This is a genomic window from Pseudomonas sp. FG1 (assembly GCF_034313875.1).
Lineage (GTDB): Bacteria > Pseudomonadota > Gammaproteobacteria > Pseudomonadales > Pseudomonadaceae > Aquipseudomonas > Aquipseudomonas veronii.
In genome coordinates, this window is record NZ_JAVIWP010000001.1 from 1,582,877 (window position 1) to 1,599,861 (window position 16,985).

The window sequence follows — 16,985 nt, forward strand, 5'->3', positions numbered from 1 at the left end:
CAAGAATCAGTTCATCCCTGGCAGGTTTACCGACGGTTTAATATCGTTCTGCACAACCGATGCCATCGGCGCTACCACGCCCTGACTTCTCAGCAGTTGGCCCATGTCGGCCTTGATTCGATACTGCGTGTAGATCTGCAGGTTTTTGATCTGCGCCAGACGCTGCTGAGCGGTGAACAGTTCATTCTCGCTGTCGAGCAAGTCGAGCAGTGTACGCTCACCGAGGCTGAACTGCTGTTGATACGAGGTACGTACTCGCGTGCTGCGGTCCACGTATTCCTGCGCGATCGGCACCTGCTGGGTGGCGTTGTTGTAGGCGTTCCACGCCAGGCCCAGCTCTTCGTTCAGCTGACGCAGGGCGTTGTTGCGGATGTCCAGCGCCTGGGAGGCCTGGGAAGCCTTGGACTGCAGGTTGGCCTTGTCGGTGCCGCCGTTGAACAGGTTGAACTGCATGTTCAGCATGGCGGAATAGCTGTTGTCATGGCCTGGGTCGCCGGCGATGTTGTCGTTGGCCGAACGTTGCAGCACCGCATCGAAGCGCGGGTAGAAGGTCGACTTGGCGGATTCGTACTGCTTTTCAGCGGCGGTGATATCCGATTCGGCAGAGCGCAATACCGGGCTGTCGGCAATCATCTGGCGGCGTGCTTCATCCAGGCTGGCTGGCAGCAAGGTCACGATGCCCGCTGGCTTTTCCAGTTGGTCAGGCTCTTGGCCGACAACGCTCATGTAGTTGGTATTGGCGTCAGCCAGGTTGGTCTGTTCGGTGATCAGGTTGTTTCGAGCCTGAGCCAGACGGGCTTCGGCCTGGTCCATGTCCGCCATTCTTCCGACGCCACGGCTGGTGCGCAATTTGATCTGGTCAAAAATGCGTTCGTGGCTTTTCAGGTTCTCTTCTGCCAGTTGCACCATCTCGCGACGGGTCAAGACATCCAGATAAACCTGGGCGACCGTCAGGGCGGTGCGCTCGGTCGTGTTGAGCAACGCATAACCACGGGAATTGGCGGTGGCTTGTTGGCGGCCTACTTCATTTTGGGTGCCAAAACCCTGGAACAGGTTTTGCTGCAGACGAATGGTCGATTCGCCGCGGTTCATGGTTTTCCAATCGTGGCTGTTGCTGGCCGCGCGGGTGGTGGTGTTGTCCGAGCGTTCACGGCCATAACCGCCCAGCAAGTCGACTTTAGGCAAGTAGCCGCCTTTGGCTGCGTCGACTTGGTAGTCAGCAGCAATGCGCGCATTGACACCCGCTTGGATCTCCGGATGGACTTCCACCGCTTTCTGCATCGCCTCTGTCAGGGTTTGAGCCTGTACGAAACTGGCGGCTAGAGCAAAAGGCAAAGCTTTGAATAAGTGCAAACGCATTGTGATTCTTCCCTGGGGATTGGTTGCCTGGAAAACCGCAACAAACTTGAAATAGTGCATTGGATTGGCAACCGAAATCACTGCTTGTCATGAGTGCTGGACGGTGCAAACAGAAAGTCGCGATGCCGTGTAAATATCAATGTGACATTACCGGGCGGATTGTTTAGGATGGCGCCAAATAGGTCAATACCTTGACGGAAAAGTAATTCGTCGAGCAAAACACCAAAATATTGACGCCAAATTTTTTACATGGGTTTAACGTACTCCAGCTATTGAATCGGCACTAGAGAGAAAGGCCGGTCTCCATGATGGATGCCCCCTGAACGGTAATACACGGAGAGTCTTTTATGAGCAGCGTTGCGGTCGTCAAAAGCATTGTCGGTCAAGTGTTTGCGGTATCCCCGGAAGGGATTCGTCGCCTGCTGGTAGAAGGGGATCGTTTGTTTGCAGGGGAGCAGGTGGAAACCGGTCCTGCCGGCTCCGTGTCGTTGGAGCTTGCCGATGGCCGCACCCTTGACCTGGGGCGCGACACGCAATGGAGCGCGAACACGCCTGACTCAGTGACCGACCTGAGTGCCGCCACTGCCCAGGAAGCACCCTCTGTTGCCGAACTGCAGCAAGCCATCGCTGCCGGTGCCGACCCGACCCAAGACCTTGAAGCCACTGCTGCCGGCCCGACTGCCGCTGGTGCGGACGGCGCCGTGGGCGGTGGCCACAGCTTTGTCGTGCTGGAGGCCACCGCAGGCACGGTTGACCCTACTATCGGTTATCCAACGAACGGCTTGAATGCCGCTGATGCCGCGACCGGCCTGTTCACTGCCGCTGCCGATAACAGCCTCGATCCGCGCAGCGTCACCATCACCTTGACCGCCACGCCGAGCATCACCGAAGCCGGCGGCGTCGTGGTTTACACCGTGTTTGTCACCCAGGCGCCGACCAGTGACCTGACCGTCACCTTGTCCAACGGCTTGTCTGTCGTGGTCCCCGCCGGCCAGACCGCGGGCGCGCTGAACGTCACGTTCGCGGGCAATGACACGCCTTACCTGGATGCTTCGTCGATCTCCGCCACCATCACCGGCACGTCCGGCGGCGGCAACCTGATCATCACCACCGACCCGGCGCCGGCGGTTACGCAGATCAATGACACCATCGACACCACCACCGTCACGCTGAGCGCGAACGCGTCGGTCGATGAGGGCGGCAAGATCGTCTATACCGCGACCGTGAACAACGCCGCGCAGACCGACGTCACCATCACGCTGTCCAACAACACCACCATCACCATCGAAGCCGGTAAAACCACGGGCACCGTCAGCGTCGATACGCCGGCAAACCTGGCCGACGGCAAAGACCTGAGCGTCAGCGCCACCATTACCGGTGCAAGCGGCGGTAACTACGAAAACCTGGCGATCAACCCGGAAGCCGCCACTACCACCGTGATCGCTGTCGACAACCCGAGCGTGCTGGTCGCAGACACCAACACGGTTGCCGAGGAGCAGGTTGCCACTGGCAACGTGCTGAGCAATGACAGCGACATCGACAACGTGCTGACCGTCGCGACGTTCACCGTTGGCGGCACCACGTATAACGCAGGCCAAACCGCCATTGTCGAAGGTGTCGGTACCGTCACCATCGGTGCGGATGGTGCGTATGCGTTTACCCCGGTCAAGGATTACAACGGTGAAGTACCGCAAATCGGCTACACCACCAATACCGGTTCGAGCAGCACGCTGGACGTGATGGTGACGCCGGTTAACGACGCGCCGGTGGCAGTGGTGGTCGCAGCGAACGGAACTGAAGATCCGGCCCAGGGCATTGCGGTCAAACTGAGTGCGACCGATGGGGATGGCTTGGCGAACGTGAAATCGTTCACTGTCGGCACGCCAACCAATGGCACGTTCTACACCGACGCGGCCATGACCAAACCGGTGACCGGCTCGATCGACGCGGTCAACGGCGAAGCGACGATTTACTTCAAGCCGAACGAAAACTTCAACGGCACCGCGAATTTCACCTATACCGCGACCGACAGCGGCAACGCGGATGGCAGCAACCCGCTGACCTCTGCTCCGGCTAACGGCACTGTCACTGTGACGGCGGTGAACGATGCACCGGAAGCGATCGCGACCACTGCAACCGGGACTGAAGATCCAAGCGTAGGCATTGCGGTCAAGCTGAGCGCGACCGATGTGGATGGCCTGGCGAACGTGAAATCGTTCACCGTCGGCGAGTCGGCCAACGGCACGTTCTACACCGACGCAGCCATGACCAAGCCGGTGACTGGCGCGATTGACGCGGTCAATGGCGAAGCCACCGTGTACTTCAAGCCGAACGAAAACTTCAACGGCACGGCGAACTTCACCTATACCGCGACCGACAGCGGTAATGCGGATGGCAGCAACCCGCTGACCTCTGCGCCGGCTAACGGCACTGTCACTGTGACGGCGGTCAACGATGCGCCTGAGGCTGTGGCGACCACTGCGACGGGCTCTGAAGATTCGGCCCAGGGTATTGAAGTCAAGCTTTCGGCCACCGACGTAGACGGCGTGGACAACGTGAAATCGTTCACTGTCGGCACGCCAACCAATGGCACGTTCTACACCGATGCTGCCATGACCAAACCGGTGACTGGCTCGATCGACGCGGTCAACGGCGAAGCGACTGTTTACTTCAAGCCAAACGAAAACTTCAACGGCACGGCGAATTTCACCTATACCGCGACCGACAGCGGCAATGCTGATGGCACCAACCCGCTGACTTCGACCCCAGCTAACGGCACTATCACTGTCACTGCGGTGAACGATGCGCCGGTGGCTGTGGCGACCACTGCGACCGGTTCTGAAGATCCGGCCCAGGGCATCGAAGTCAAGCTTTCGGCCACTGATATCGATGGCGTGGAGAACGTGAAATCGTTCACCGTCGGCACGCCAACCAATGGCACGTTCTATACCGACGCGGCCATGACCAAGCCGGTAACCGGCTCGATCGACGCGGTCAACGGCGAAGCCACGGTTTACTTCAAGCCAAACGAAAACTTCAACGGCACCGCGAATTTCACCTATACCGCGACCGACAGTGGCAACGCTGACGGCAGCAACCCGCTGACTTCGACCCCAGCTAACGGCACCATCACCGTGACTCCGGTCAACGATGCGCCAGAAGCTGTCGCCACTACCGCGACCGGTTCTGAAGATCCGGCCCAGGGCATCGAAGTCAAGCTTTCGGCCACTGATATCGATGGCGTGGAGAACGTGAAATCGTTCACCGTCGGCACGCCTACCAACGGCACGTTCTATACCGACGCGGCCATGACCAAGCCGGTGACCGGCTCGATCGACGCGGTCAACGGCGAAGCCACGGTTTACTTCAAGCCGAACGAAAACTTCAACGGCACCGCAAACTTCACCTACACCGCGACCGACAGCGGCAATGCTGACGGCACCAACCCGCTGACTTCTACTCCGGCCAACGGCACCATCACCGTGACTGCGGTCAACGATGCGCCGGTCGCAGCACCGACCACCGCAACGGGTTCTGAAGATCCGGTTCAAGGCATCGAAGTCAAACTGAGCGCGACCGACGTAGATGGCGTGACAGACGTGAAATCGTTCACCGTCGGCACGCCAACCAACGGCACGTTCTACACCGATGCGGCCATGACCAAGCCAGTGACTGGCTCGATTGACGCGGTCAACGGTGAAGCCACCGTTTACTTCAAGCCAAACGCGAACTTCAACGGCACCGCCAACTTCACCTACACCGCCACCGACGGCGGCATTGCTGGCGGCGGCAGCCCGCTGACCTCGGCTCCAGCCAACGGCACTATCACCGTGACTCCGGTCAACGATGCACCGGTCGCCGCACCGACCACCGCAACGGGTTCCGAAGATCCGGTTCAAGGCATCGAAGTCAAACTGAGTGCGACCGACGTAGACGGCGTGACAGACGTGAAATCCTTCACCGTCGGCACGCCTACCAATGGCACCTTCTACACCGACGCGGCGATGACTAAACCGGTGACCGGTTCCATTGACGCAGTCAACGGCGAAGCCACCGTTTACTTCAAGCCAAACGAAAACTTCAACGGCACCGCGAACTTCACCTACACCGCTACCGACGGCGGTATCGCTGACGGCGGCAGCCCGCTGACCTCGGCTCCAGCCAACGGCACTATCACCGTGACTCCGGTCAACGATGCACCGGTCGCCGAACCGACCACAGCAACGGGTTCCGAAGATCCGGTTCAAGGCATCGAAGTCAAACTGAGCGCGACCGACGTAGACGGCGTGACAGACGTGAAATCGTTCACCGTCGGCACGCCAACCAACGGCACGTTCTACACCGACGCGGCCATGACCAAGCCAGTGACTGGCTCGATTGACGCAGTCAACGGCGAAGCCACCGTTTACTTCAAGCCGAACGCGAACTTCAACGGCACCGCGAACTTCACTTACACCGCTACCGACGGCGGTATCGCTGACGGCGGCAGCCCGCTGACCTCAGCTCCAGCCAACGGCACCATCACCGTGACTCCGGTCAACGATGCACCGGTCGCCGAACCGACCACAGCAACGGGTTCCGAAGATCCGGTTCAAGGCATCGAAGTCAAACTGAGCGCGACCGACGTAGACGGCGTGGCAGACGTGAAATCCTTCACCGTCGGCACCCCAACCAACGGCACCTTCTACACCGACGCGGCCATGACCAAGCCGGTAACCGGCTCGATCGACGCGGTCAACGGCGAAGCCACCGTTTACTTCAAGCCAAACGAAAACTTCAACGGCACCGCGAACTTCACCTACACCGCCACCGACGGCGGCATTGCTGGCGGCGGCAGCCCGCTGACCTCGGCTCCAGCCAACGGCACCATCACCGTGACTGCGGTGAACGACGCTCCGGTACTGGGCAACGCCTCGACCAACGCATTCGGCGACACCTATATTGAAGGCAAGCCTGGCGGCTACGTGGCGGCGAACCTGACCGTCAGCGACGTCGACAACGGCACCCTGCAAAGCGCCAAAGTCACACTCGTCAACCACCTGGCAGACGATGTGCTGATCGCAGATGTCAGCAACACCAAAATTGCAGTCAGCTACGACAAGGCCACTGGCATCTTGACCTTGTCCGGTGAGGCCACCACGGCTGAGTACCAGGAAGTCCTGCGTTCGGTACACTTCGCCAGCGAAAGCGAGAACCCGGACCCGGCCAATCGCACCCTGACCATCACCGTCAACGACGGCCAGCTGGATTCGGCGCCTGTCACCTCCGTGGTGTACGTGGTTCCGGTGAACGATCCGCCTGAGGTCAAGTTCGACAGCACCACATTCACTGAGCAAAAAGACGCAGTCGCGCTGGTCGAAAACCTGACCATCAAAGACGTCGACAACACCACCTTCAGCAAAGTCGTGGTCACCGTCGACCACCTGGCTGCAGGTGATTTGCTCAGCAATACCGATGTGCTCAAGGCCCTGGCCGTTGCCGGGATCACCATCACCCAGAGCGGCAGCGCCGCCGACGGGAAAATCGTCTACACCCTCACCAGCGACTCGAAGGCCGGCAGCAGCGCCGCCGACTTCGTCAAACTGGTTGAAGCCATCACCTTCCAGAGCCCGGGCAATAACCCTGTCGGTACCGATCGTACCGTCACCATCGATGTGACTGACAACGGTGGCGGCAACCTGGATCGCGAACCGCCGGAAACCGGCAGCGCCACCGGCAAGGTCACTATCGACCTGTTCAACGACGCCCCGACTGCATCGGCCGACAACACCACCGCCGATGAAGACCATACCGCCAAGATCGTGCTGGACGGCAAGGATGTGGACGGTACCGTCTCCAGCTTTGTCATCACCACCTTGCCGGAAAACGGCAAGCTGTACAGCGATGCCACGCTGCAAACCGAACTCAAAGTCGGCGACTCGGTGCCGGCGGGTGCCGACGGCAAGGCCGCGGTTTACTTCGCCCCGACCGGCGACTGGAGCGGCAAAACCGAGGTGACGTTCACTGCGGTCGACAACGGCGGTAAATCGAGCGCCGTAACGACGGCCGACATCACGATCGCGCCGGTTACCGACACTCCGCACCTGGGCCTGCTCGGCGGCGGCCCTGTGACCTCGATCAACTTCGACAGCGCCAACCTCAATGGTTCGTGGGGCATCGTCGGGGTAAATGACGCCAACAACGCGCCTGTCAGTGGCACCCCGAGCACTCCGTGGCTCACGGGGAATGCCGGCGGCCAAGTCGAAATCGGCCAAAGCAGCAACTACGGCGTAGAGACCCCAGGCAACAGCCAGGTCATCGAGCTTGAGAAAAACGCCGGCGACGACTCCAGCCTGTACACCATCATCAAGGCAGAAGCCGGCACGGCGTACACCATCTCGGTCGACTACTCGCCGCGTGCGGGCGCCGAGAACAATTCGGTGATCGACGTATTCTGGGGCGGCGTCAAAGTCGGCACCCTGGATACCACCACCGTCGGCATGAAGACTTACACCTTCGTCGTGCCGGTCACCGCTGACGGCGATGCCAAACTCGAGTTCAAAGCCCCGGCCGGGGATGCAAACAACTCGTTGGGCGGCGTGCTGGACAACATCAACGTCACCCAGGTGCTGAACACCGGCCTGGAAGACCATGCGATCAAGCTGTCGACCATCGACGCATACGCCACCGACAAGGATGGCTCCGAGACGCTCAAGCTGGAAGTCGGTGGCATACCGCTCAACGCGACCATCACCGATGGCACGCCGGGCCACACCTTCACCGCGACGGCTGGCAATCAAAGCGTCGACATCAGCAACTGGAACAAGGCCACCCTGGTCTTCACCCCGGCGGAAAACGCCAACGGCCTGGTGAACCTCACCGTCACCGCCACCGCGCAGGACGGCACGGCTGATCCGAAATCCGAGTCGATCACCCTGCCGATCAACGTGATTGCCGTTAACGATGCACCAGAAGCTATCGCGACTACCGCGACCGGTTCCGAAGATCCGGTTCAAGGTATCGAAGTCAAGCTTTCGGCTACTGATATCGATGGCGTGGAGAACGTGAAATCGTTCGCGGTTGGTACGTCGACCAACGGTACGTTCTATACCGATGCGGCGATGACCAAACCGGTGACTGGCGCTATTGATGCGGTCAACGGCGAAGCGACTGTTTACTTCAAGCCAAACGAAAACTTCAACGGCACCGCGAACTTCACCTACACCGCGACCGACGGTGGTATCGCTGACGGCGGCAGCCCGCTGACCTCGGCTCCAGCTAACGGCACCATCACCGTAACTCCGGTCAACGATGCGCCAGTGGCTGTGACCACTACCGCAACGGGTTCTGAAGATCCGGTTCAAGGCATCGAAGTCAAACTGAGCGCGACCGACGTAGATGGCGTGGCAGACGTGAAATCTTTCACCGTCGGCACGCCTACCAACGGCACGTTCTACACCGATGCGGCCATGACCAAGCCAGTGACCGGCGCTATTGATGCGGTCAACGGCGAAGCGACCGTTTACTTCAAGCCAAACGCGAACTTCAACGGCACCGCGAACTTCACCTACACCGCCACCGACGGCGGTATCGCTGACGGCGGTAGCCCGCTGACCTCGGCACCTGCTAACGGCACCATCACTGTGACCCCGGTCAACGACGCGCCTGTGGCTGTGGCCACTACTGCGACCGGTGCTGAAGATCCAAGCGTAGGTATCGCGGTCAAACTGAGCGCGACCGATGTAGACGGCGTGGCAGACGTGAAATCCTTCACCGTCGGCACCCCAACCAACGGCACCTTCTACACCGACGCGGCGATGACCAAACCGGTGACCGGCGCTATTGATGCGGTCAACGGCGAAGCGACTGTTTACTTCAAGCCAAACGAAAACTTCAACGGCACCGCGAACTTCACCTACACCGCGACCGACGGCGGCATTGCTGACGGCGGCAGCCCGCTGACCTCGACTCCAGCCAACGGCACCATCACCGTGACTCCGGTCAACGATGCGCCAGTGGCTGTGACCACTACCGCGACCGGTGCTGAAGACCCAAGCGTAGGTATCGCGGTCAAACTGAGCGCCACCGACGTAGACGGCGTGGCAGACGTGAAGTCCTTCACCGTCGGCACCCCAACCAACGGCACGTTCTACACCGACGCGGCGATGACCAAACCGGTGACCGGCTCGATTGACGCCGTCAACGGCGAAGCCACGGTGTACTTCAAGCCAAACGCGAACTTCAACGGCACCGCGAACTTCACCTACACCGCCACCGACGGCGGTATCGCTGACGGCGGTAGCCCGCTGACCTCAGCGCCTGCTAACGGCACCATCACCGTGACTGCGGTGAACGACGCGCCAGTAGCGGCACCGACCACCGCAACGGGTTCCGAAGATCCGGTTCAAGGCATCGAAGTCAAACTGAGCGCGACCGACGTAGACGGCGTGACAGACGTGAAATCCTTCACCGTCGGCACCCCAACCAACGGCACGTTCTACACCGATGCCGCCATGACCAAGCCAGTGACTGGCTCGATTGATGCCGTCAACGGCGAAGCCACGGTGTACTTCAAGCCGAACGCGAACTTCAACGGCACCGCGAACTTCACCTACACCGCTACCGACGGCGGTATCGCTGACGGCGGCAGCCCGCTGACCTCAGCTCCGGCTAACGGCACTATCACCGTGACCCCGGTCAATGACGCGCCAGTGGCTGTGACCACTACCGCGACCGGTGCTGAAGATCCAAGCGTAGGTATCGCGGTCAAACTGAGCGCGACCGATGTAGATGGCGTGGCAGACGTGAAATCCTTCACCGTCGGCACCCCAACCAACGGTACGTTCTACACCGATGCGGCCATGACCAAGCCAGTGACTGGCTCGATTGATGCCGTCAACGGCGAAGCCACCGTTTACTTCAAGCCAAACGAAAACTTCAACGGCACCGCGAACTTCACCTACACCGCGACCGACGGTGGTATCGCTGACGGCGGCAGCCCGCTGACCTCAGCTCCGGCTAACGGCACTATCACTGTGACCCCGGTCAATGACGCGCCTGTGGCTGTGACCACTACCGCGACCGGTGCTGAAGATCCAAGCGTAGGTATCGCGGTCAAGCTGTCCGCCACCGACGTGGATGGCGTGGCAGACGTGAAATCCTTCACCGTCAGCACTCCAACCAACGGCACCTTCTACACCGATGCGGCCATGACCAAGCCAGTGACCGGCGCTATTGATGCGGTCAACGGCGAAGCCACCGTTTACTTCAAACCAAACGCGAACTTCAACGGCACCGCGAACTTCACCTACACCGCCACCGACGGTGGTATCGCTGACGGCGGCAGCCCGCTGACCTCAGCGCCTGCTAACGGCGCTATCACCGTGACCCCGGTCAACGATGCGCCTGTGGCTGTGACCACTACCGCAACCGGTGCTGAAGATCCAAGCGTAGGTATCGCGGTCAAACTGTCCGCCACCGACGTAGACGGCGTGGCAGACGTGAAATCGTTCACCGTCGGCACGCCTACCAACGGCACGTTCTACACCGACGCGGCGATGACCAAACCGGTGACCGGCGCTATTGATGCGGTCAACGGCGAAGCGACCGTTTACTTCAAACCAAACGCGAACTTCAACGGCACGGCGAACTTCACCTACACCGCTACCGACGGCGGTATCGCTGACGGCGGCAGCCCGCTGACCTCAGCGCCTGCTAACGGCACCATCACCGTGACTGCGGTGAACGATGCGCCGGTCGCAGCACCGACCACCGCAACGGGTTCCGAAGATCCGGCCCAGGGTATCGAAGTTAAGCTTTCGGCCACTGACGTAGATGGCGTGGCAGACGTGAAATCCTTCACCGTCGGCACGCCAACCAACGGCACCTTCTACACCGACGCGGCCATGACCAAGCCAGTGACTGGCTCGATTGAAGCCGTCAACGGTGAAGCCACCGTTTACTTCAAGCCAAATGAAAACTTCAACGGCACCGCGAACTTCACCTACACCGCTACCGACGGTGGTATCGCTGACGGCGGCAGCCCGCTGACCTCAGCTCCGGCTAACGGCACTATCACCGTGACCCCGGTCAATGACGCGCCAGTGGCTGTGACCACTACTGCGACCGGTGCTGAAGATCCAAGCGTAGGTATCGCGGTCAAACTGAGCGCCACCGATGTAGACGGCGTGGCAGACGTGAAATCCTTCACCGTCGGCACGCCAACCAACGGCACGTTCTACACCGACGCCGCCATGACCAAGCCGGTAACCGGCTCGATCGACGCGGTCAACGGCGAAGCCACCGTTTACTTCAAACCAAACGAAAACTTCAACGGCACCGCGAACTTCACTTACACCGCTACCGACGGTGGCATTGCCGACGGCGGCAGCCCGCTGACCTCAGCTCCAGCCAACGGCACCATCACCGTAACTCCGGTCAACGATGCGCCGACTGCGAGCAATGGCTACGTCGAAAGCAACGAAGACACCCCAGTCGAGCTGAAATGGTCGACGTTCGGGGTCAACGATGTGGATTCCACGGACCTGAAAGTCGTCTTCACCAGCCTGCCCAACGGTGCCATCGAGTACAAAGTCGACGGTGTCTGGGTCAAGCTCAGCGCGGCTGATCTGAAAACCGATACGTCGCCGGGCAAGGCCTTCAGCCAGGCCGACTTCGACAATCACAATGTGCGTTACAGCCCTGCGGCCAACGAGTCGGGCGATAACAGCTTCGGCAATGCCGGCGTCGGTAACAAGCAGGGTGATTACACCGAGCTGAAGTTCCAGGCGACCGACGGCCAGCTCAACAGCGATACGAAAACCATCACCGTGGATATCCACCCAGTGACGGACGTTCCTGTCGTGACCGTCGGCGCATTCGGTGACGTGCCAACCGGCTTGACCATTCAAACCTGGACCGGCGGCAACCTGCCGGGTGCATTGGGTACGAACGGCAATGGGGTTGTTCAGTCCAGCGATTTGATCCGGGTCATCAACGCCCAAACGCCTGACAGCGCAGCCTCCACGGGTGTGACTGCCAACGTGAGCAACGCTAATGTGGTGGAACTCACCGCGACCAAAGTCTCCGGCCTGATTTACCTGGAAGCCGGCAAGAGCTACAGCTTCACCGGCAGCGCCGATGACAGCCTGGCGGTTACCGTCGGCGGCAAGTTGGTGTCGACCGAGACCTGGAGCCAGGGCACCGGGATCAACGCAACCCCCTTTACGCCGACAGAGTCGGGTTATTACACCCTCGACATCTATCACTACAACCAGGCCGGCCCGGGCAACTACGACGTCAATGTCTCGATCAACAACGGCCCGTCGATGGCGTTGGGCAGCAGCGGCGTGCAGACCTATACCAGCCTGGAAGCGTTGAAAGCCGCCGGGGCGGTGTTTGACGATGCTCATGTGGTCAACGGAGAAGGTTATTACACCGGCAACGTTTATAACCACGGCCTGGAAGACACTGCGATCAAGATCAGCCCTATCACGACCACGTTTGTCGACAATGACCAGTCGGAATCGCACAAGGTAGAAATCAGCGGCCTGCCTGAAGGCGCTGTCATCACCGACGGCGCCACGGGCCACAGCTATACCTCGACGGGTGCGACCACCCAGTACGATGTCAGCAATTGGAACCTGGCTACCCTGACCGTCACTCCGGCCAAGGATGCGACTGCCAATTTCGATCTGACTGTGACGGCAACGGCCAAAGAGTTGAGCACGCAGGTTGAAGAAGTCACGACTGGCAAGGTGAGCGTGGTGATCACTGCGGTCAACGACGCGCCGGTGGCTGTGGCCACCACTGCGACGGGTGCTGAAGACCCAAGCGTAGGTATCGCGGTCAAACTGAGCGCGACCGACGTAGACGGCTTGGCGAACGTGAAATCGTTCACCGTCGGCACGTCGACCAACGGCACCTTCTACACCGACGCGGCCATGACCAAACCTGTGACCGGCGCGATTACCGCGGTCAACGGCGAAGCCACCGTGTACTTCAAGCCGAACGCGAACTTCAACGGCACGGCGAACTTCACCTACACCGCGACCGACGGCGGCAACGCTGACGGCAGCAACGTACTGACCTCGCCAGCCGCCAACGGCAGTATCACCGTGACTCCGGTCAACGATGCGCCGGTTGCAGCGGCAACCACTGCGACCGGTGCTGAAGATCCAAGCGTAGGTATCGCGGTCAAGCTGAGCGCGACCGACGTCGATGGCCTGACCAACGTCAAGTCGTTCACCGTCGGCACGCCAACCAATGGCACCTTCTACACCGACGCGGCCATGACCAAAGCGGTGACCGGCGCGATTACCGCGGTCAACGGCGAAGCCACCGTGTACTTCAAGCCGAACGCGAACTTCAACGGCACGGCGAACTTCACCTACACCGCGACCGACGGCGGCAACGCTGACGGCAGCAATGTACTGACCTCGCCAGCAGCCAACGGCAGCATCACCGTGACTCCGGTCAACGATGCGCCAGTGGCTGCGGCAACCACCGCGACCGGTGCTGAAGATCCAAGCGTAGGCATCGCGGTCAAGCTGTCCGCCACCGACGTCGATGGCCTGACCAACGTCAAGTCGTTCACCGTCGGCACGCCAACCAATGGCACCTTCTACACCGACGCGGCCATGACCAAACCAGTGACCGGTGCTATTACCGCGGTCAACGGCGAAGCCACGGTGTACTTCAAACCGAACGCGAACTTCAATGGCACCGCGAACTTCACCTACACCGCGACCGACAGCGGCAACGCTAACGGCAGCAACGTACTGACCTCGCCAGCAGCCAACGGCACCATCACCGTGACCCCGGTCAACGATGCGCCAGTGGCTGCGGCAACCACCGCGACCGGTGCTGAAGATCCAAGCGTAGGCATCGCGGTCAAGCTGAGCGCGACCGACGTCGATGGCCTGACCAACGTCAAGTCGTTCACCGTCGGCACGCCAACCAATGGCACCTTCTACACCGACGCGGCGATGACCAAAGCGGTGACCGGCGCCATTAGCGCTGTCAACGGCGAAGCCACGGTTTACTTCAAACCGAACGCGAACTTCAACGGCACGGCGAACTTCACCTACACCGCCACCGACAGCGGCAACGCTGACGGCAGCAACGTACTGACCTCGCCAGCAGCCAACGGCAGCATCACCGTGACCCCGGTCAACGATGCGCCGGTTGCAGCGGCAACCACCGCGACCGGTGCTGAAGATCCAAGCGTGGGTATTGCGGTCAAGCTGAGCGCGACCGACGTAGACGGCCTGGCGAACGTGAAATCGTTCACCGTCGGCACGCCAACCAACGGCACCTTCTACACCGACGCAGCGATGACCAAACCAGTGACCGGCGCGATTACTGCGGTCAACGGCGAAGCCACGGTTTACTTCAAACCGAACGCGAACTTCAACGGCACGGCGAACTTCACCTACACCGCCGCCGACAGCGGCAACGCTAACGGCAGCAATCCGCTGACCTCGGCCCCGGCCAACGGCACTATCACCGTGACCTCGGTCAACGACGCACCGACCCTGGACCTGAGCACCACAGACGGTTCCGTCCTCACCAGCTACAGCACGGCCTACTCGGAGCGCAGTACGGGTGGGATAGCGATCACCGGCAACGTAGCCATCGGTGACGTCGACAGCAGCCAGATGCAAAGCGCGACCATCACCTTGAAAAACGCCAGCGCGGGCGACCAGCTCAGCTCGAGCCTGGTGACCGTAGGCGGTACTTACAACGGCGTCACCCTGACCAGCGTCGGCACCGACGTCAGTGGCAAAATCGTCCTGACCCTGTCGGGCGCGGCTGACACGGCCACCTACAAGTCGTTGCTCGAGTCGTTCCAGTACTCCAGCACCAGCAAGTATCCGACCACGGGTGATCGCACTGTCGAGATCGCCGTGAAGGACAACGCAGGCGCTGACAGCCTGAGTTCGTCGGTGGCCACCAGCACCATTACCGTTACGCCACAGACTTATGTGGTGACGGAAGGCGGCGGCGCCGCCGATGTCGTCGACCTGAGCAGTACCTCGGCCAACAACATGGTGGTCGGTGACAAAGGCGGTATCGTCAATGCGGGCAGCAACTACAACATTGCCTTCATCGTCGATACCTCGGGCAGTATCGGCAGCAGTGCGATGAAGTCGATCAAGGCGCAGCTTGCGAGCGTGTTCGATACCTTGATCAGCAATGCCGGTAAAAGCGACTCGGGTGTTGTGAAGGTACTGCTGGTCGACTTCGATACGCGGGTTGAAGCGCAGGTCTCGGTCAACCTCGCCGACAAGGACGCCGCTAAAGCGGCCTTGCAGGCTGTGTTGACTCAGATGACGTCAAAATCGAGCGACATGACCAACTATCAGGATGCATTCAACGCCGCCACCAACTGGTTCAAGGGCGACGAAGCCACGAGCAATGTGGGTGCAAAAAACCTGACGTACTTCATTACCGACGGTGAGCCGAACGTATACACCAGTGTTGATGGCAACCCTTACCTGGGCTGGACCGGTTGGAATGGCTCGGATGTTTACTTTGATAGCGTCGTCAACAACTCCAACTACGTTTTGGGTCAGAGCACCCCGGTCACCGCGACAATCAACGGCAGGACGCAGGTGATTGTCGATGGCGACGGCAACGTCTATTCCTACTATAACGGCTATAGAAACTACGAAGGCACCGTGGTGGCCAACAGCAGCGGCGGCTTTGACGTGGCGTCGGTCTACAACGATTCCAGCAACGCCATGAGCAACGCCAAGTCGGCCTATTCCGATCTGGTCAACGCGGTTCCAGGCAAGGTTGTCGTCGAGGCCATCGGTCTGGGCTCGAACATTGATACCGCTGTGCTCAAGCAGTTTGATACCGATCATAACGTCTCCACGATCGACACCGCGAAGCTGGCGGATGCCATCACCGGCCACGCGGCCGATACCGGCGCCGACACCCTCACCGGTGGTTCGGGCAACGACATTCTGTTCGGCGATCTGATCAGCTACAACAACCTTGAAGGCAGTGCTGCACTCAAGGCGTTCGCGGCCGACAAACTGGCCACGACCGTCGATCACATCGATGACCGTACCTTGCACCAGTTCATCACCGAGCACGTCGCTGACGTGGGTGCATTGGCCAGCGCGTCGAACATCTACGGCACCAACGACGGCGCTGACAAGCTGATCGGCAACGCCGGCGACGACATTCTGTTCGGCCAAGGCGGTAACGACGTGCTCAACGGCGGGGCGGGTAACGACATCCTGGTGGGCGGCAAGGGCAATGACACCCTCACCGGCGGCGCGGGGGCGGATACCTTCGTGTGGCTCAAAGGGGATACCAACACCGGGACTGGCGTCGATACCATCACCGACTTCAAGCACAGCGAAGGCGATAAGTTGGACCTGTCTGATTTGCTGCAAGGCAATAACGACACCAACCTGACCAACTACCTGAAGTTGAGCACCGACTCGGCGGGCAACTCGACGCTGAGTGTCAGCAGCAGCGGTTCGTTCACGGCGCAGGGTGGCGGTACGGCCGATGTTACGATCAAGGTCGATGGCGCCAGCTGGGGCAGTGGCAGTGCCGCGATCAACAGCCTGATCGCCGGTGGTGATCTGACCGTCAAGCATCACGACTGATCACCCTGGAGCGCCAAT

General features: G+C 60.4%; 2 protein-coding genes. One reads left to right on the forward strand and one right to left on the reverse strand.

From position 1 onward, the window contains the following. Positions 1-6: 6 nt before the first annotated feature. Complete coding sequence (locus RGV59_RS07395; RefSeq protein ID WP_017848528.1) at positions 7-1,359, reverse strand: TolC family outer membrane protein; 1,353 nt, start codon at positions 1,357-1,359, stop codon at positions 7-9. Between the two features lie 347 nt (positions 1,360-1,706). Between RGV59_RS07395 and RGV59_RS07400 the strand changes: the two genes are divergently transcribed. Next, complete coding sequence (locus RGV59_RS07400; protein WP_322246925.1) at positions 1,707-16,967, forward strand: retention module-containing protein; 15,261 nt, start codon at positions 1,707-1,709, stop codon at positions 16,965-16,967. Positions 16,968-16,985 lie beyond the last annotated feature (18 nt).

Bases quoted from the DNA above. Each gene is read 5' to 3' on its own strand.
- RGV59_RS07395 (WP_017848528.1), bottom strand. From the start codon at position 1,359: ATGCGTTTGCACTTATTCAAAGCTTTGCCTTTTGCTCTAGCCGCCAGT.
- RGV59_RS07400 (WP_322246925.1), top strand. From the start codon at position 1,707: ATGAGCAGCGTTGCGGTCGTCAAAAGCATTGTCGGTCAAGTGTTTGCG.